18 protein-coding genes are annotated in these 18,220 nt (G+C 49.6%); 11 read left to right on the top strand and 7 right to left on the bottom strand.

Features of this window, described 5'->3' with window-relative positions:
- Positions 1-479 precede the first annotated feature (479 nt).
- Together AB4K05_RS06420 and AB4K05_RS06415 are read right to left on the bottom strand one after the other, a co-directional pair.
- Positions 480-884, bottom strand: a complete 405-nt coding sequence (locus AB4K05_RS06420) for a putative zinc ribbon protein (RefSeq protein WP_368479178.1) — start codon at positions 882-884, stop codon at positions 480-482.
- Positions 885-1,051: 167 nt separating this feature from the next.
- Positions 1,052-1,258, bottom strand: a complete 207-nt coding sequence (locus tag AB4K05_RS06415) for an AlpA family transcriptional regulator (RefSeq protein ID WP_023296957.1) — start codon at positions 1,256-1,258, stop codon at positions 1,052-1,054.
- A gap of 693 nt (positions 1,259-1,951) precedes the next feature.
- Between AB4K05_RS06415 and AB4K05_RS06410 the strand changes: the two genes are divergently transcribed.
- On the top strand, positions 1,952-2,497 hold the full coding sequence (locus tag AB4K05_RS06410; RefSeq protein ID WP_218308633.1) for a hypothetical protein: 546 nt from the start codon (positions 1,952-1,954) through the stop codon (positions 2,495-2,497).
- On the opposite strand, the gene AB4K05_RS06405 is transcribed toward AB4K05_RS06410, so the two are convergent.
- A complete protein-coding gene (locus AB4K05_RS06405) occupies positions 2,494-3,078 on the bottom strand; it encodes a hypothetical protein (RefSeq protein ID WP_368479143.1) in 585 nt (194 codons plus the stop codon). The genes AB4K05_RS06410 and AB4K05_RS06405 overlap by 4 nt on opposite strands.
- Positions 3,079-4,119: 1,041 nt before the next feature.
- Here AB4K05_RS06405 and AB4K05_RS06400 point away from each other — a divergent pair.
- The 10 genes from AB4K05_RS06400 to AB4K05_RS06355 all read left to right on the top strand — a co-directional run bounded on the left by AB4K05_RS06400 (position 4,120) and on the right by AB4K05_RS06355 (position 10,104).
- Positions 4,120-5,079 carry a hypothetical protein gene (locus AB4K05_RS06400; RefSeq protein ID WP_218308631.1) on the top strand — a complete coding sequence of 320 codons (960 nt, stop codon included), beginning with the start codon at positions 4,120-4,122 and terminating at the stop codon, positions 5,077-5,079.
- Positions 5,080-5,183: 104 nt separating this feature from the next.
- Complete coding sequence (locus tag AB4K05_RS06395; protein ID WP_368479142.1) at positions 5,184-6,071, top strand: GTPase family protein; 888 nt, start codon at positions 5,184-5,186, stop codon at positions 6,069-6,071.
- Positions 6,072-6,253: 182 nt separating this feature from the next.
- Positions 6,254-6,652 (top strand): hypothetical protein, encoded by a 399-nt coding sequence (locus tag AB4K05_RS06390; RefSeq protein WP_218308629.1) that lies wholly within the window; start codon positions 6,254-6,256, stop codon positions 6,650-6,652.
- 56 nt (positions 6,653-6,708) lie between these two features.
- Positions 6,709-7,173: a hypothetical protein gene (locus AB4K05_RS06385; RefSeq protein WP_368479141.1), complete on the top strand. Its 465-nt coding sequence runs from the start codon at positions 6,709-6,711 to the stop codon at positions 7,171-7,173.
- Positions 7,174-7,270: 97 nt separating this feature from the next.
- Positions 7,271-8,092 carry a DUF932 domain-containing protein gene (locus AB4K05_RS06380; protein WP_218308627.1) on the top strand — a complete coding sequence of 274 codons (822 nt, stop codon included), beginning with the start codon at positions 7,271-7,273 and terminating at the stop codon, positions 8,090-8,092.
- 30 nt (positions 8,093-8,122) lie between these two features.
- Entirely contained in the window at positions 8,123-8,563 is a 441-nt protein-coding gene (locus AB4K05_RS06375; protein ID WP_368479140.1) for an antirestriction protein, read from the top strand.
- 12 nt (positions 8,564-8,575) lie between these two features.
- Entirely contained in the window at positions 8,576-9,118 is a 543-nt protein-coding gene (gene radC / locus AB4K05_RS06370) for a DNA repair protein RadC (RefSeq protein ID WP_368479139.1), read from the top strand.
- Complete coding sequence (locus tag AB4K05_RS06365) at positions 9,115-9,336, top strand: DUF987 domain-containing protein (protein ID WP_368479138.1); 222 nt, start codon at positions 9,115-9,117, stop codon at positions 9,334-9,336. The genes radC and AB4K05_RS06365 overlap by 4 nt, the downstream gene beginning before the upstream one ends.
- 25 nt (positions 9,337-9,361) lie before the next feature.
- Positions 9,362-9,718: a type IV toxin-antitoxin system YeeU family antitoxin gene (locus tag AB4K05_RS06360; RefSeq protein ID WP_368479137.1), complete on the top strand. Its 357-nt coding sequence runs from the start codon at positions 9,362-9,364 to the stop codon at positions 9,716-9,718.
- A gap of 20 nt (positions 9,719-9,738) precedes the next feature.
- A complete protein-coding gene (locus tag AB4K05_RS06355; RefSeq protein ID WP_368479136.1) occupies positions 9,739-10,104 on the top strand; it encodes a TA system toxin CbtA family protein in 366 nt (121 codons plus the stop codon).
- Between the two features lie 275 nt (positions 10,105-10,379).
- On the opposite strand, the gene AB4K05_RS06350 is transcribed toward AB4K05_RS06355, so the two are convergent.
- The 4 genes from AB4K05_RS06350 to AB4K05_RS06335 all read right to left on the bottom strand — a co-directional run bounded on the left by AB4K05_RS06350 (position 10,380) and on the right by AB4K05_RS06335 (position 18,215).
- Positions 10,380-11,789, bottom strand: a complete 1,410-nt coding sequence (locus AB4K05_RS06350; RefSeq protein ID WP_368479135.1) for a PLP-dependent aminotransferase family protein — start codon at positions 11,787-11,789, stop codon at positions 10,380-10,382.
- 160 nt (positions 11,790-11,949) lie between these two features.
- Positions 11,950-12,534, bottom strand: a complete 585-nt coding sequence (locus AB4K05_RS06345; RefSeq protein WP_368479134.1) for a helix-turn-helix transcriptional regulator — start codon at positions 12,532-12,534, stop codon at positions 11,950-11,952.
- Positions 12,535-12,608: 74 nt separating this feature from the next.
- A complete protein-coding gene (locus AB4K05_RS06340) occupies positions 12,609-13,655 on the bottom strand; it encodes a hypothetical protein (protein WP_368479133.1) in 1,047 nt (348 codons plus the stop codon).
- Positions 13,656-13,688: 33 nt separating this feature from the next.
- Complete coding sequence (locus tag AB4K05_RS06335; protein WP_368479132.1) at positions 13,689-18,215, bottom strand: Ig-like domain-containing protein; 4,527 nt, start codon at positions 18,213-18,215, stop codon at positions 13,689-13,691.
- Between the last annotated feature and the right edge of the window lie 5 nt (positions 18,216-18,220).

Genomic DNA, 18,220 nt, shown 5'->3' with positions numbered 1-18,220 from the left:
CCTCGTAATTTGGGATACATGGAAAATGGGCGTAGCAAGCCTCGGCTAGATAACTAACCGTAATAAAAGGCTTTTCTGCGAGTAAGTTAAGACAAGGATAACCAGGCAGGGCGCATGAAAGATAATCGTTTTGATAGATCAGTTTTTCGATATTGATCGTTGGCGCCGATCGATAACAAGTGTGGTTAAGCGATAGGTATGTCCACGGAGTCAGTCCATGAAAACGAGCGTTTTGCTAAATGGAATGCTCTTGAGAATGCGTCTGTATCAGCGCAGTAGCCACCAGCATCAGCACGTTGCCAGACATGGGCCACATCGCAAAGGGAGAATGTATGGGCAGCTCCGAACTGACAGGCTCAGAAGAAGTGAATGATGTTCATTGTCAGCAGTTACATCTCAAGCTGAGCAGGAGGGCAATATATCCGAACACAACGGAATGCAATAATGCCCTCCTGATTCGCCAGACCTCTGGCAACCGATTAGCGCGATATCGTATAAACCCACTCGCCGCAATGGGGGCATTTCTTGCTGCCGTAGTAGGAACGTTCACATTGATTGCATCGCCACAGTCCTCTTCGGGTATTCAAAGGACCTCGTAGGCCAGCGTAACCTGCAGGTGGTTGTTTTCGTCTGCGACCGGCGCTTGTCGATGCTGGTTGCTTAGGTTGACGGATTGCGTAGCGGCAGCTCTGATTTTTGATTCTTTCGCTGCGATTATGTCGGGAGTGAACAAACATCTCATTCCCTGACCTGTCTTCCTCGATAACAACCTCGGCATGACAGGAATCGCATAGCAGTCGTCCCCGATAATCCAGAGGAAGTTCTTCTGGCGTCACCCACTCACCGTCTTCGGTGATGGCGTGTTCAATGGCACGGAATTGCATCATGACGATGCTTCCCGTTGTGCCGATTCAATAAGCATCTTTAGTTCCATAGTAAGGGACCTTCGCCATACAGCACGCAGGCGAAAGCCGCCTATGTCAGGCAGTCTGGCAAGTATGCTGTGGGGGAATTCAGATAAACATGAGAGGAGGTAAGGTTTGATTTGATATCACTGGCGGGATTGGTCGATACGCTGCTGTAGCCAGGCTTCTACTTCGCTTTGCAACCAACGAGAGCTTCTGCCCAGCTTAATGGGCTTCGGGAACTCGCCGTTTTTTATAAGGAAATAAAACCATTTGTCCGTCAGGCCTGTGAGCTGGGTGATAAACGCCATCGTCACCAGTTGGTCGTTAAGAACGTTGTAATCAGTTGTCATCGTTTTTCTCCTTGAGTGAATGGGAGAAGGAGCCAGGTATGGGGAACGCAAACTCCTTCAAACGATGAGGCACTGGCGTATTTTTTAACTGAGCTTCCGCCGTCTGCCCGCTGCCAGTGGAGCTGGGATGTCACTTAACTGGCAGATAACGCCTAAAGTTTTCTGCTCCTGCTTGCTGAGATAGCTCAAGATGTACTGCATGCTCTTACGGCCCTTAATGTCGTCGTAGGCCGTTACCCATTCACCCCGTGCTCTGTACTTCTCCCTGGGCTCGCACCGGTGTGTATGTCCTTCTCCCCATGTCACGTATTTCCAGGTATCCCTGAGTGCTTCAAAAACTGTCCATGCATGGCGGTGTTTCTGACCATTGAGGTAAAACGCGGCGTGGATGTGAAAACCATGCTGTTCGGTTTGTTCCAGTACCCATACTTAGCCCACCAGCCCCTTGATATATCGCTATACAGTGCCGATTCATTTAATTTGGAGTACGGCTCGATATAAGGGAGAAAGGTAATCATGTTGGGATAGCATCATCCATCAGCGTTGGGGGTAATGTGGAGACAAATCAGGTTAAAGAATGATAATTAGAAATGTCTTTTCTTTAGAAACAGTATTATTTACCTTGATTACAGCGTGTGCCTGAGCAGCAACATTGCATCGGAGCAACTGATTTATCGTAGGGAAACACAATAAATGCGCCATTTTTTGACAACGTACCGGGACTCGATCCTCGCATCTGCAGGCATCATCATTGCCATTATCTCACTTGGGTTCGCTATCTGGCAGGGCAGAGAGGAAATCAGGCACAACCATATTTCTGTAGAGCCAAGGATAAATGCCTATTTCTCTAACGATGGTCGCAAAAATCAGTGGGGAATTTATGCCATCAACAACGGTATGGGAACGGCCTTTGTTAACGGGCTCACCGTGAAGGTCAATGGCAAACCCGTGGATGCCGTTGACAACAATATCTTCGTCGGGGCTATTCAGGCACTGGGCCTTCACGCTGAGTGTTTTGTGATTGGCGGCCCGCGCCCGAATGATTCCTTCAGGGTGGGAGAGGAAATATTTCTGGTGGAAGCCAGAGGGTCAGATAAAAGCTGTGCGGAAGACCTGCTGCGCCTGAAGTGGGCCTCACAGGACCCAGAACAGCTGGACTTTGTGCTGGATACGGAATCCATCTACGGTGATAAGTTCCGTTATACCTATTCTCAGAACCGCCAGGTAAAACTGGATTAACGTCCGGGAACATATGAGCGACGTCTGCCGCTCGACACTGGTGCCGGAACAGCGCTGACTCTGTAAATCCGGCGTTCTGTCCGCTGCGACTGCTTGCCCAGGTAGCTCAGGATGTACTGCATGCCCTCCCGCCCTCTGTTGTCGGAAAAACTGATAACACGCTCTCCCCGTACCCTGTAATGTCCCTTAGGCTCACACCTGTGCGCGTAGCCTTCTCCGTTCGTAATGTCCTCCCACAGGTCCCTTATGGACTCCCAGAAGCACCACACCTTCCTGTGGCGCTGACCATTGAGATAAAACGCAGCATGAATGTGGTAGCGGTGATCTTCCCCGTATTCCAATACCCAGGCATGCCCCACCAGCCCGGATAACTCATGGCATTGCTCTGTCAGCCAGGTCATATCGGCGACAAGTTGATTTACATCGGCGTGGTGAAACGACTTACTGTTCCGGCGGTAAGCAAAGTCCACTCGCAGCATTAAGAGTTTCGAGTAGCAATCAAATAGCTGGTTATGATGAGCGAATAACACGCTCTGTAGCGAATGATCTGATATGTGGTTTCGATTGATATTGTGACGCATGATGTTATCCCATGATGAATAGTGGTCATGGGATTACACCAGGATGTGAATTTTTACCGAGTGGGATGAATTCGGTTATCGATCGGATACTGGTACGCTGGATAATTACCCTACGCGCTGTAACTGGACGTACACTATCGACGTGAGGAGGTATTGTGCTTGTCGTTCGCAAGATAATATCTGAGACCGGTCAGTATGAGTGTACCAGGGACAGGAGATACGTTTAATCAAGCTGAGCTGCAAGTCGTCCACTGATCTCTCGTTGAGTGGCTTAAGCAGAGGCAGGAGATAGCGACTTTATAAAATAACACTAATAACCTAAATGAATTTATCCTGAAGGTCTGGTCAGCGAACTGTCGGTTTTCCACTGTGCGGCACTTATGAAGACAAACGACATTTTATCACCTCTTCATTTCAACTCAGTGATACATCGGCTTATAATATATTTTTCACTTTTACGTCAGCGTGACGGGTTCCCCACCTCCCTTATCGTATATTGGCATAACGATTGCTCCGGCTCAGGGGCCTGAAAGGGTAACGCGTCGTAAAATTGCTGGGCGGTGTAAAAAATTAATCATCCAGGAACGTGCGCCGATATCGGGGGAATTATCCAGCATTCTGAGACATCACAAGCGTGCTGCCAGCAGAGACATCCCGATGCTATTTTCGAATGTAAACAACGTACCGCCATAAGCCCACTACAGAATGCTTTTATTAAATAATTAAAATTTTTGATGACACTGTGAACTGATCATTCTGTTAGTTCTCATATCGGTTGCTCCTGGTACGAATGGAGATCCACATTGCCTTGCATACACTAAAGTGCACTCAGATCACCCTGTTTGCTGAAAGTTGCGGATAACAGAAGAACGATAGCCGACAAAAGAGCTGTTTCTTGAGCCTGCCAGCAGTAAATCAGGATGGCAATCATACGTCTAATGAATGGACAAATAACGTAAAAACAATGGTTACGACATGGAATTATCATGATAACATCACTACAGAGTCACGCCGTGATTGATGTGTTGCATGGAGAATGAAATGGCATTTAATGAGAATGGTAAACGTGTTGAGGTTCCCGTAGTCACCAAACTTGAAGAACTTCTAAAGAGCAGTGAACGAGAACTTGTGTATTATGTTCATTATTTACAAAAACGAAATAAAACCAGACATTACATCTCAGGCGTGAATTATACTGATTTTAATTTAGTTAAAAAACTCATCCGAAATGCATTGTATAAATCAGATGCCAGAACTGATGATATTGACAACACAATCAATAGAATGCTTGAAGATTATCATGAGCTTGCTATTTCAGAAGAAAATACCAACTGGTTAAAAGGGGATCGGAGAGCATGTCTCTGGCTTCTTTTTAATATACTCATCAAAGATACTCAATATGAATTCGTAAGAGATATCATTAATAACAAATCATTAAACACACACTCTGACTCAGAGTATTATTCAATTCTTGCGTGGATTGATAAAGAAATGTATTCATGGCGCCATGATGATGTTCCGAAAAGAATAATGAGTTACGCAGACGACTGGCGAAAAATAAAAATAAACAAGATGTATCTCTGGTTAGAGCAAAAAAAAGAGCAAAATGAAATAGAATATTGTTATAGTTACCTTAAAGATAAAGGGATGAATATCATACTTTCCACAATGTCGGAAAGAGAGGTTGCATTAATTATTGAATTTTGTGAGGCCTCAGGATTTTGTCACAAAGACATTGTTATAGCTTTTTTTGATTATATTCATGGGCATTCAGCCAATGGTGACATTGTCGCAGAAAGCCTTAAGGGAAAAATGTCGAGCGGATTATCATCCTGGAAAAACAGGAAGAATAAAGAAGAATATTCCGATCTGCATTTTGATATCAAAAAAGAAAATATTCCAAAACTAGAGGAGCTTCAGAAAATCCTCAGGCTTTACTCAAAAAAAGAAGTGGTTAATGAACTAATTGAGAAATTTTACGAGCAGTATAATAAGACTTAATGTTTTAAACTTTTCTCAGTTATATATCATCTTACTGAATTCCCTCCCGTTTAACTCCAACAGGCCATCCCCACCGGATGGCCTTTTTTCATTCAGAGGCCGGTATGAAACATCCCTCGGGCTACGCCCTTATTCGACGCCATCTGCGACGTTACCCACATGCACTACGTCAGCATTTGCTGCAGGAGCTTAACCAGTTAGTCACGTATGAACCTGTGATTGGCATTATGGGGAAAACCGGTGTCGGCAAGTCGTCGCTCTGTAACGCCCTGTTCCGCAGTGAAGTCTGTGCCGTGAACGCTGTGGAAGCCTGTACCCGTCAGCCGCAGCGTGTCCGGTTGCGTTTCGGCAACCACTTCCTGACCCTGGTCGATTTGCCCGGCGTTGGCGAGAGTCAGGCACGTGATGGCGAATATAGTGAGCTCTACCGCGAACTGATGCCACAACTTGATATGGTGCTGTGGGTGCTCAAAGCCGATGATCGTGCTTTCTCAGTCGAAGAGAAGTTTTATCAGGACTTATTCGCGCAGTTCTGCGGGCCGCTACCGCCGGTATTGTGGGTGCTCAACCAGGCGGACAAGACCGAACCAGCAGAGCAATGGAACTGGCTTTCCGCGCAGCCATCGGCATTACAGGCTGTACGCATCTCGCAGAAGCAACAGTCAGTGGCCCGACAGTTAGGTATTGCCGAAGCCGATATTCTGCCGGTCTCGGTCCGGGGTCGCTATCGACTGTCCCGTCTGGTGGAGGCGATGATTACCCGTCTCCCAAAGCAGGCCCGCAGCCCACTGGTGCCACATCTGCAGACCATGTATCGCACCGAAGCCGTCATCAGCACTGCCAGCAGCAGTTTTGGCGATGCCGTGGTGGAGGTTATTGATAAGGTCATTGACCTAGCCCCGTTGCCGCTGGTGGCTCGGTCGGCATTGCATGCGGTGACCCATACCGTCGCCCGGGCAGCACGTAGTGTCTGGTCGTTCTTTTTCGGTTAATACCATCAACAAGCAATTTTGCTGAATCACGATCGATTTTGTCGATCGAACCGATCGGGTTTATTCATTATCCACTATTAATATCAGGTTATAGAATCTCTCAGGGATTACTTTGCCTGAAATTTTATTTATTAAAAATCAATGCGATGAATCGCAGGATTGATCATGTCTTAAGGACTCAGATGAAAACAACTTATCCCGTCACCGCCGCCATGGCACTACTGGCAACTGTGTCTTTGCCTGCCGGAGCAGCTGAAAATGATGTTATTAAACTCGATGTTCAGAAGAGTGGTTTCGAGCTGCTTGTCACTGTTATCGCCAGGACTGACAACATCCAGATCAAGAACATTGACGTAAACCGGGGCAGGTGCCTGCTGTTGGCAAAAGGAACAGTCACCTATCAGGGCATTACGGTTGAAGGCTGGGTGCCTAAAAAGGGAGAGTTTACCCCCACTACTATGCAGTTTGCCGATGGCCTGACGTGGCATTTCGGCAACCCGCTTCAGCAGAAGGGGATTAACTGCAGCTTCGTTGAAGCCCGTGTGTTTACCAACAAGGGAACCTTCACTATCAGCGAATGAAATAAACGCCTTATCAGCAGTGTTTCCCTTCATCACTCATTTAAAGGACTAAAACTATGATACTTAAATCTTGTATCCCCTTTGCTCTCACTCTTCTTTTATCCGCCCAGGCAATGGCATTTGGTAGCCACGATGCCTGGACAAGCGGCTACGCTCAGGGCACCACTGAATATACCATCCTCGGTAAGGGACAGTCACAGTTATACCTTGCCTGCGAAAGTACTGGTTCACAGGCGGTGACCATTATATTCACTGATGTATACGGCCACCAGGTCGGCATGGACGGTGGCCAGAAGCTGACCATGAAAATTGATAACGAAGAAGAAGCCAATATCAGCGAAAGCGAATCTCATGTGGGCTCAGACAATGTGATGTGGGCATGGAATAAATTACGTAGCGGCAAGCGCGTTATTGTCTCGGGAACCGGCGCAAAACCAGCCGCATTTACGCTCAACGGTACAGCAGCCATTATTCCTGAATTTGGCGATAATGGCTGCGTACCGAAATTTGCCCTTCCGTAAGTCTTACCCACAACGCTTAAAACATCAGCAATACACCACCAGCGCCCTGCTCATTCGAGCAGGGCGTTTTCTTTTGTCTCTTTTAAAGGAACTAATCATGAAATTAGCCAGCCGCTTTGGCCGTATTAACCAGATACGCCGTGACCGACCGCTGACCCACGAAGAGCTGATGAGCCATGTCCCCAGCGTGTTCGGGAGTGACAAACATGAATCACGCTCGGACCGTTATACCTACATCCCGACCATCACCATCCTGGAAAGCCTGCAGCGGGAAGGCTTTGAGCCGTTCTTTGCCTGCCAGACGAAGGTTCGCGACCAGAGCAAGCGGGAGCACACCAAGCATATGCTGCGTCTGCGTCGTGCCGGACAACTGACCGGCCATCAGGTGCCGGAAATCATCCTGCTCAACAGCCATGACGGCTCCTCGAGCTACCAGATGCTGCCGGGACTGTTTCGTGGCGTCTGTACCAACGGCCTGGTCTGCGGTCAGTCGTTCGGAGAAGTGCGGGTACCGCATAAAGGTAATGTCGTCGAGAAGGTGATTGAAGGGGCCTACGAAGTACTCGGGGTGTTTGATCGGGTGGATGAGAAGCGCGATGCAATGCAGTCGCTGGAGCTGCCAGTACCCGCACGTCACGCGCTGGCGAATGCCGCGCTGAAATATCGCTTCGGTGAAGACCACCAGCCGGTCACGGTATCGCAACTGCTGACTCCGCGTCGTCGGGAGGACTACGGCGATGACCTGTGGACCGTTTATCAGCGCGTGCAGGAGAACCTGATGAAAGGAGGTCTTTCAGGGCGAACCGCACAGGGGAAAAGCAGTCGCACCCGTGCTGTTACCGGCATTGACGGTGATGTGAAGCTCAATCGCGCCCTGTGGGTTATGGCAGAAAATATGCTCGAGTTTTTCGAGCGTTAAACAACCGTTCCGACATAAGGAGATAGTTTCATGAATACACAAAACCTTGAGTTTGCTGAGCAGGCAGCAATTGCGGCCTCAGTGGTCCCTGACGAGTTACGCATCGGCTTCTGGCCACAGTACTTTGGCACCATCCCGCAATGGATAACGCTTGAGCCCCGAATATTTGGCTGGATGGATCGTCTGTGCGCTGATTACAGCGGCGGCGTCTGGAGCTTTTATACACTCAGCAACGGCGGCGCATTTATGGCTCCGGAGCCCGACGGTGAGAAGTGGACGTTGTTCAACCCGATGAATGGCAACGATGCGGAGATGAGCGGAGAGGCTGCCGGTATAGCGGTCTGCCTGATGGCATACAGCCACCATGCCTGTCGTATCGAATGTGACGCGATGACTGAGCACTATTATCGCTTACGCGGCTACGCGCTGAACCATCCGGAATGCAGCGCTATTATGCATCTTATCGACTGAGGAATGCCGAACATGAATGCTGCATTATCCCCGGTGCCATCGCAGCCTGAACTCTTTCCGCTGACGGTTTTGGCACAACATGGTTATCTGCTCCCTGCGACTTCCGGATTGACACCCTATGCCCAACGGACCATTCGTCGTGCTATCAACCTGCTGGAAAAATATTTGCGCCAGCCCGGTATATCCTTTACCTCAAGTACTGCTGCTCGTGACTGGCTTCGGTTACAGCTGGCAGGACAAGAACGGGAAGTGTTTATGGTGCTCTATCTCGATAACCAGCATCGTTTACTGGAGAGTGAAACGCTATTTGCCGGTTCGATTAACCATGTACAGGTCCATCCTCGAGAGGTAGTGAAGTCAGCGCTTCGCTTGAATGCTGCTGCTGTCGTGCTGGCGCATAACCATCCATCCGGCGACCCGGAGCCCAGCCAGTGCGACCGCAACATTACGGGCAGGCTTAAAGCAGCATTAGCACTGATTGATGTGAAAACGCTCGACCATCTGGTTGTAGGCCAGGATGGCATTGTGTCGTTCGCGGAGCGAGGCTGGATATGAAAATAATCAGTAAACGCCAGGCCATGACTCTGTACCGGCAACATCCTGGATCCCGACTGTTTCGCTTCAGTACGGGCAAATATAAATGGTCAGGCAGTGTCTGCCATTATGCTGGCCGGGAAGTTCAGGACATACGCGGCGTTCTGGCCGTATTCGCTGAACGCCGTCAGGACCGCAATGGTCCCTATGTAATTCTTCGAAGCATCACTCTCAATTAATCCTTCCCTATAATCAGGAACAAAAATGAATAATCGCTCCGAATCCGGTACCAAGCCGGAGAATCCCGCCTGCCAGCAGTGGGGACTACAGAGTACGATCATCCCCTGTTTTGGCGCTCGTCTGGTGCAGGAAGGCAACCGCCTGCATTTTCTCGCTGACCGGGCGGGGTTTAACGGTGCTTTCAGCGACAAGGATGCGTTGTGCCTGGACCAAGCTTTTACCCTGATACTCAAACAACTGGAACTAATGCTGACCAGCGGCGAGCTTAATCCTCGGTATCAGCACTGCGTCACGCTATATCACAATGGGCTCACTTGTGAAGCCGACACGCTTGGCAGTTGCGGTTACGTATACATCGCCGTTTATCCAACTCAACGCTAATTAAATACACGAGAGCAAAAATGAAATTTCTATCTGCAAGAAACATGCGGGCGGCGAAGCCATGTCTGTCGCCCGTTGCAGTCTGGCAAATGCTACTTTCACGCCTGCTGGAAAAACACTATGGTCTGACCCTGAACGATACGCCGTTCTGTGATGAAACCGTTATACAGGAGCATATCGATGCCGGTATCACTTTGGTTAATGCCGTTAACTTTTTGGTGGAGAAATATGAGTTGGTTCGTATCGATCGCAAAGAGTTTACCTCACTGGAGCAAGCATCATATTTGACCGTGACAGACATACTTCATGCCAGAAGAGCGTGCGGGCTGATGACTCGTTTTTCTTACAGGGAAGTAAGTAATATTGTTCTTAGCCGATCGCGGTAATGAGAAAGACTTCAAGAGCCGAGAAGATTTGCACGGTCTGTGAAAAAATTGGTGATATTGGCGACTCGGTGAAAGGCTCATCGAGTCCCATGAAAAACAAGATGGGGGCACAAAAGGGGGCATTTATAAAGATGAAACAAGAAAATATGTATATTTATCAATGGGTATGTTGGTTGTGTTATGTTCCTATTATCGCACCATTCAACGTTCTTCAAACGTCCTTATTAGTCTGTAAACAATATGCAGATTCGCCGCGCTAAGTCTGAAACTACAGCCTATAACCGTGCAGCGATTTCTTTGCCGATCTTTTTTAGCATCTCCGTCGTGTGCGTGGTTAATGGATTCAGGCAGTCTATGCGCATGCAATTATGGTAGCGCCCGGATGCGGAGAAGACGATGCCAGACAAAAAGTTGATATTGAGCGCCATCTCGCTGTGGATAATTTGGTCGATATCTATTTTCTCAGGTAATACGACCCATAAATAGCCATTGCCCATCGGAGAGGTAGTTCTTGCTTCCATGGGAAAATATTGTTCAATTGCTCTGATATATTGGACCTGGCTGTGTTGGCACAATTTAATCGTTTTTTGTACATGTCGATGATAGCTACCGCTTTCAATGAGATTAGCTGCAGCTAATTGCATGAGCGGAGAGGTTGTGCCTATTGTCGCAAGTTTCATCTCGCTGATTCTGGACTGTAGCTCTCCAGCAATGACCCAACCTATTTTCAGTTCTGAGGAGACGGTTCGTGAAAGTGAGCCGCATAAAATCACACGGTCATGAGTATCAAATGATTTAATGGTACGCGGACGAGAAATCGTACCAATCAGATCGCTGTAGGTGTCATCTTCAATAATTCGACATGAAAAGGCATCGGCCAGTTTGATCAACTGCTGCTTGCTGGCATCCGGCATAATAAAACCCATAGGGTTATTACTATTAGGGGTGACAAGCAGCGCCTTGACTGGCCACTTCTTTAAGACTGCCTCCAGCGAAGAAAGGCACAACCCTTCCTCTGAGCAAGTTGCTACTTCAACAACTTTTAGCTTCATTAATCGAAGAATAAGCAGCGTGCGCCATGTCGTCGGGGACTCCACCGCAATGGTGTCTCCCGGCGAGCACAGGGCAAGCAGCGTCATATAGAGCGCATTATGATAGCCGCTGGTGATGACAATCTTATCCGCAGAGATCGTCAGCCCATTGTTGTTCATCATGATACTGACTTGTTGTCTTAACTCTTTGAGTCCCAATACGCTTTCATCCTGATGAATATCGGGAATACCAAACTTCAGCGCATTGCTGATACGCTTTGAGAGTTGATTATGAATATTCTGGGGTAGATACGATCTTTCGTGGGTTGTGGGGAGGATATTCTTAAAAAAATAGAGATTATGCAATGCGTTAAACCGATCGCTATGGGCTATTTCAACGGGTTGAGACAGCGGATGGGTTTTTATTGGTAAATGATTTAGCGCCGCAGCACGCACAACATAATAGCCAGCACGCCCCCGCGAAACGATCATTTTTTTATTTTCCAGCAGGTTATATGATTGCTGGACGATGCTGAGGCACACATTATGTTCATAGCCGACTTTACGAAAGGATGGCATTTTTTCTCCGGATTTAATGACGCCCGTTTTTATGAGATGTTCGAAGTGTGCAGCGATAAATTGGGAACGAGGCATTGAAATTACCTAAAGCAATTGATAGTTCTAGTTTTTTTAAATATAAACAAACAACAAAACACGTAGCATCGCCGTAAGTAAAAAGAGTATTCCATGAGCCGAATAAACAAATGGTAAACACCCCGGTGAGGTTTACGACACGCTTCTCATATTGAGGATGTTAATTTAATGGTTTTTGCTGTTGTGGTTTTAACTTATTGTCTTCATGGGGTTTTATTGTTTTTAATATGAAGTGGTAAAATTCATGGAGATTTTTAGCTCCGTATTTTTTCATGGCGTTGTTCTTGTGGGCATAGATGGTCTTAGTATTGACATGGTAAAAGTAAGCAATTGATTTAATGTCATAACCTTGTCGCAATAACGACAGGACAGCTATCTCTTTTTCACTCAGTTGAATGTTATCCTGTATGATTTTTTGAGTGCCACTAACGTGATTTTTGGCGATCGCTAACCGCAATATCCTAACCGCAGCGGAGACCGATGAGTTTTCGTCGATGAAATACTTAATAACATCAGGATAACGCCGATCTATAAAATGTTGTATTTTGTGGTTGCATATAAAAACAGCGTGCTCAGTGATTGGCTTTTTTAATAAAAAAGTACTGATTCCTGAAATCGCTGTGCTCGTAACAATATATAATGTTATTGGCGATTTATCAGGTGGGAAAGGCGTGGCGGTATTTATAGTATCCAGAGCAAAAAGAATCCCTTGAGTATAAAATTCATTATCACTAAGTATATTCATTATCATTTCTTTTTAGTATTGGGAGGCATGTGAGGATTATTCGTGCCACAAAATTGCTGGGGGCTGCGGCTGGGTTACTCAAGAAGTAAATGAATTTGCCACTCACCTAAATCCTCAACGGTGGGAATATTATTTTCATCAACAACGGGAATCAGGTGAATCATCATCTGGCCGCCATGCCCGGCGTTCTCTTTTGTCAACGTGATCTCCACCGCGCCGCCCGGCGGTATAACGTTGGCCTGGCTATCTCTGAGTTGCAGAACTATGCCCTGATGCTCCGCCATAAATTGATTGCCATTGGCATTTCCGTTAAAGCGCACGCGGCGGGTGAAGCTTTCTTGAGTGGTCGTATATGGGCACGTGACGCTAACACTGCGGCTTCCCAGTGATTGGCCGCTGCTCAACTGTGAAAGAGTCGTCTGGTTAAAATTCAGCGTTTCTACTGCTGAGAGATAACAATATTCATCATTGGTCACGGTGATATTCATGGTGGAAGCCAGTGGTTTAACCGTGCCGACTAAGAGTTCGGAATAGCGAACAGACCCAATTATGTCAGGCCAGCTAACCGTGTAATTGCCGGGCATAAAGTTCACCAATGACGAAAGTAAAATGATATCAACCTTAAAATTCCCCGTCGGCGTAAACCCCGTCGCGCCATGTGGCCCTGGGGTTTTGGGGTAATGAAAAATAGTATTGCCAAGCTCTGAATTATTATGCGTGTTGTCGTAGGTGATCCGGATACCAAGCTCAGGCATGCCCGGTAGCTTATAAACGCCTGCAATGGTGGATTCTTCAATGGCAAAGTCATAGCCCGTGAAGGTCTGCCCACTGGTCGTACAGCGAAGGTGAGTGGTTCCCAGCTGTTGCCAGCCGGCATCGCTGTGGATGACATCGCCCACCTGACCATCGGAAGGAATGCTTAAATCTGCGGGGATGGAGACCCATGCCGTCCAAGGACCGCTACCATCAACAAAATTACAGGCGCCGAATGAATGCGATGAATACAGCGTAAAGCCAGCCAGTAGAGCCAGATATCCGGCTCTACTGGCTGCGCGTAGCCGGGGAAAGACGTTAGCCAATCTTTGCTTGCCTGATATGCCGTTTGTCACTGAAATGGTCATTTTTTTATCCTCCTTGTCGTGTCCCTGAAGCACTTATGGCATCAGGAAAGTGACTCTTCCGCTAAAGCTCAGTGGATAGATATTGAGTGAGCCGGTTATCCCCGTTGCATTACCGGCAAGCGTTACTGCGATCGAGACCGTACCAGGATGCGTGCTTTTCAGCGTGGCAACGTATATGCCTTCGCTCATTTCAACAGGTGGTGCAATGGTGACTTCAGCGGGGATGGCCACAAACATCAGGTCCGATAATCCCGTTACAGCGTTGCCAAATTCGTCAAAGAGCGCCAGGCGTAATATTGCCTCGGTTGTACCATCTGCGGGTATGGCCGCAGGAGACACGGTGAGCGAGGATGAATCTGCTGCCAGATTCCCGGCCAGAAATTGTGTTGAAACGCTAGCGTCGCTACCCGTTATCGCCGCCGTGACGGTTGCTATCCCTGCGGTGGTATTGGTCAAGTTGGCGATAACCACGCCCTCAGCATTGGTGATCCCGCTTGTGGGAACGATCGTGGCATTATTGCTGGCGCTCCAGTTCACGGTGATGCCAGAAACGGGGTTGCCATTGGCATCTTTCACCGTCGCCTGCACGCTATTCTCAGCGACGCCATTAGCCGTGGCGTGATCGACGGTGACCAGAAGATCGCTGGCGTTCAGGTTTGCCGTAGAGGCATCGGCGCTAAAACTCACGACGATGCTTTCGCTATACCCATTTACCGTCGCGGTTACCGTACTGTTTCCGGCGATTATGCTGGTCAATGTTGCGCTGGCCTGACCGTTGGCGTCGGTAATCCCGGCGTTGGTGATGATGCTGGCACCATTATCGGCATTAAAGATCACGGTGACGCCGGTTAGCGGATTACCATAAGCATCGGTAACCGTTGCCTGCACGCCATTGGCTGCGGAACCATTGGCGACGGCATTGTTGAGGGTGACCTCCAGGTTGCTTAGCGACGCACTGGCGGCGTCGGCGACAAAGTTCACCGCAACGCTGCGGCTGCTGCTATTGGCCTCGGCGGTTACCCAGCTTTGCCCTGCGAGGGTGTGAGTCAGGGAGGCGACAATTTGACCATTGACATCGGTCATCGCGGAATTTGCCGTGATACTCGCGCCATTATCAGTGCTAAAAGCGACGGTGACGCCCGATATCGGGTTGCCGTGAGCATCCTGAACCGTCGCGCGGACGCTATTGTCTCGGACCCCATCAGCGAGTGCGTCGTCAGATATCACCACCAGTTCGCTGAGCACGGCGGTGGCTGCATCGGCAACAAAGGTGACGTCGATGTTTTCGCTGCTGCCGTATACCGCCGCAGTGACTCGACTGCTTCCCGCAGTGGTGCTGGTCAGCGTTGTTCTGGCGAGCCCATCTGCATCCGTGGTGACGTTCTCTATGCTGACGGTGGCGCCATTATCTGCGCTGAATGTTATGGTAATATCGGCAAGGGGGTTGTCATGAGCATCGGTGACCCTAGCCTCAACTTCATTCGTTGCCGTGCCGTTAGCGGCAGCATTATCGGAAATAATGCGTAGATTTCCCGCCGCCATCACAATGGTGCTCGGATCTGCCACAAACCGTACGGTAATGCTCGCACTGCTGCCATTGAGGGTTGCGGTGACCAAGCTATCGCCCGCGAGCGTGCTGGTCAGCGTGGTATTGGCGATCCCATCGCTATCGGTGATAACGGTGGCGAGATCGACAACGGCGCTATGATTGGCGCTGAAAGTCACGGCCACGCCTGACACCGGGTTGTTATGCGCATCGGTCACCATGACCTGGACAGCATTCTGCGCAAGGCCGTTAGCGGTAGCGTAGTTCGTGGTGACACGTATATTGCCGCTCAGAATTTCTGCGGTGCCGGTATCGGCAATAAAGCGAACAACGGTACTTTGCGAGTGCCCATTGTCCAGCGTTGCCGTCACTAAGCTATTGCCTGCCACCGTACTGGTTAGCGTGGTGGTCACCCGACCATCCGTCCCGGTGAAAACGGGGCTCAGAATAGTGGCCCCATTATCAGCGCTAAACGCGACAGCGAAGTTTGCCAGCGGGTTACCCCAAGCATCGGTAACAATGGCGGCAACATGATTTGTCGCCTGGCCGTTAGCCAGCGCCTGGTTTTGGTCGACCGATAATGCAACCTGTGCGGTGCTGGTGTCCGCAGTGAACGTCAGATTGGCCGTTGCTTGGCTGTTGTTGACCGATGCGGTTATTACATTCACGCCAGCCTGTGTACTGGTTACCGTCGCGAGGGCCGTGCCATTGTTGTCGGCAATCGCACGAGCAGGTGTGACAACGGTATGACTTGCGGCGGAAAAATTGACCTCTACGCCACCCACCGGGTTGCCCCACGCATCGGTAACCACGGCCTGTACTTGGTTGGCATCATTATTATTGGCCAGCGCATTGTCGACCAAAATAGTTAATGCCCCCGAAGCGATCTTTGCCGTGCTGGCATCCGCCCGAAAAGTGACGTCCGCATGGGCGCTGGTGCCGTTGGCTGATGCGGTTATCTGGAAAACGCCAGCCGTCTGGCTGAATGCGGAGAAACTCGCTTTCCCCGTGCTGTCGGTAGTGACATGGGCCGCTGAAAGCCACGGACCCTCCGACGCGCTCAGCGCAACCAGCGTATCGGAAACGGGGTTGCCGCCTGCATCTACCACGGTCACTATCAAATTCTCCGTCGCTGTACCGTTTGCAATGCCGCCCTGGGTCGTGACGGTCAGAGACTCTACGCGGGCCGTGGCGCTATCGGCAATAAAGTGCAGCGCTTGGCTCGCGCTGTTTCCGTTTTCCAGCGTTGCCCGTAGCGTTTGTATACCTGCGGTGCTATGACCCACCCGCACCGTCGCTTGGCCTTGCCCATCAGTAACGGCGAGGCTTTGGCAGGTTGTACTTCCGGTGAGCGTACAGTTGCTGTCGCTTCCTGAGAGGGTAAAGGCGACATTCATTTGTGCCAACGGTTGGCCAGAATTGTCGGTTACGGATGCGGTAGCGGTTGTCACGTCCGCCCCGCTAGCAGCCAGATTGCTGGCAGGCGTGACGGTGAGTAAAACGGTATTTGAAGAGCGGGATATCATGACGGTGGTTCGCGCTTCGGCCGAGGTATTATTATGGATATCGGTGGCAACGGCCGTGACGGTATAACGGTTCAGCCCATTTTCGTGATAGGGGGGCATGGTCAAAAGGAGTGTGCTATTGGACTGTTTCACCGCCTGGCCTCCCGCCAGCAGAAGCTCCTGGGTATTCCATTGAATATCTTTAACACCGTATTTGCTATCAACGCTGGCATTCAGCACCGCCGTTGATAGCGCTTCGGCAGCGATTGTCGCAGGTAGCGTCAGGTTGATGAGCTCCTGCTTTTTGTACTGCATGACCATATCGTAATTACGTTCGACGAAATCGTAGCGCTGGCCCGCCACGCTGCGGGCAACTTGCACTAGGCGGCTGTCGGTCAGCTCTTTCCAACTTTGCCCAAAGCGATAGTTAAACGACATTTTTAGCTGCGTTTCGCTGACGCTGCCCTGCGTATGTTCAGCACTCAACGTGATTAGCGGAACCGGCGTATAGCGCAGCCCAGCGGTCCAGGCGTGCGGCGAATTAGCCAGATTATGCGGTGAAGCATTACCTGTCATGATGACCCCTTCACCATAGTATTTTTCATACTTTAGGGTGGTGGAAAGCTGCGGGAGCGCGCTAAGCCAGGTCTCTGCCCGGATATCAAAGCCATTTGCAGGCCGTTCGTCATAATCGCGCATCGATGCGAGGGGAGACTGATGCCAGTCCGTCAGGCGAAAATAGCCGTTGGCGGCAATTTTAAGATTATCGGACCACACTTCAGCGCCCACGCCGAGGCGGGCATTGCTTCCAGTGTCGTCGTAGTCCCAGAAGCTATTAATCCCCAGCATCCAGGCGTTATTCAGGTAATTACGCCATCCCGCACCGATATGATAAAGGGTGCGATCCGCTTGATTCAGCGTGCCAAACTGACTGAAAGCGATATTTCTCTCGGACTCCCACAGCGGTAAAAGGATCTGTCCTTGGCTTTTTCCCTTTGTGCTGAGCTCAAGGCGGGCGTTACCTTTATGTGACAGCCAGTCGCGAATCGCATTGTTTGCCAGCCCGGAGGCCATGCTGGTCGCCATATTCATTCCGCTCTCCGTTGGGTTATCGCTACCCATTACCCCCCAAAAAGAGTGAAGGCCTGACTGTACCTGTTGCGCGTTGATGGTGGGCGAGTCGGTTGAGGAGGTAGAGGTGAGGTCTGGCAACATGGACGCAGGCTGCATTGCTTGGCGAGAGTCGGGCGTCACAATGGCGGAGGGGGCAAACAAGCGCTCCCCTTTGGGTATAGCTGATGGCGTTAATGCTTTCGCGTTATCGGCCTTGGTTGATAGCGCAGATGTGGAGGGTTCTCCGGTCAGCTCAGTACGCATGATATTCATATTATGGCTGAGTTCAGACTGTGCCCCAGCCTGTAGTGATGGGGAGTACAGCAGAGGAACGAGAGTTACCATCATATGATTGATGATAAGCAATACAGCGATATATTTTCTCACGATAGCCATCTGTT

The organism is Kluyvera sp. STS39-E, from assembly GCF_040932435.1.
Classification (GTDB): Bacteria; Pseudomonadota; Gammaproteobacteria; order Enterobacterales; family Enterobacteriaceae; genus Kluyvera.
Note: the sequence above shows the minus strand (reverse complement) of the source record. Positions and strands in the feature narration are given on the sequence as shown.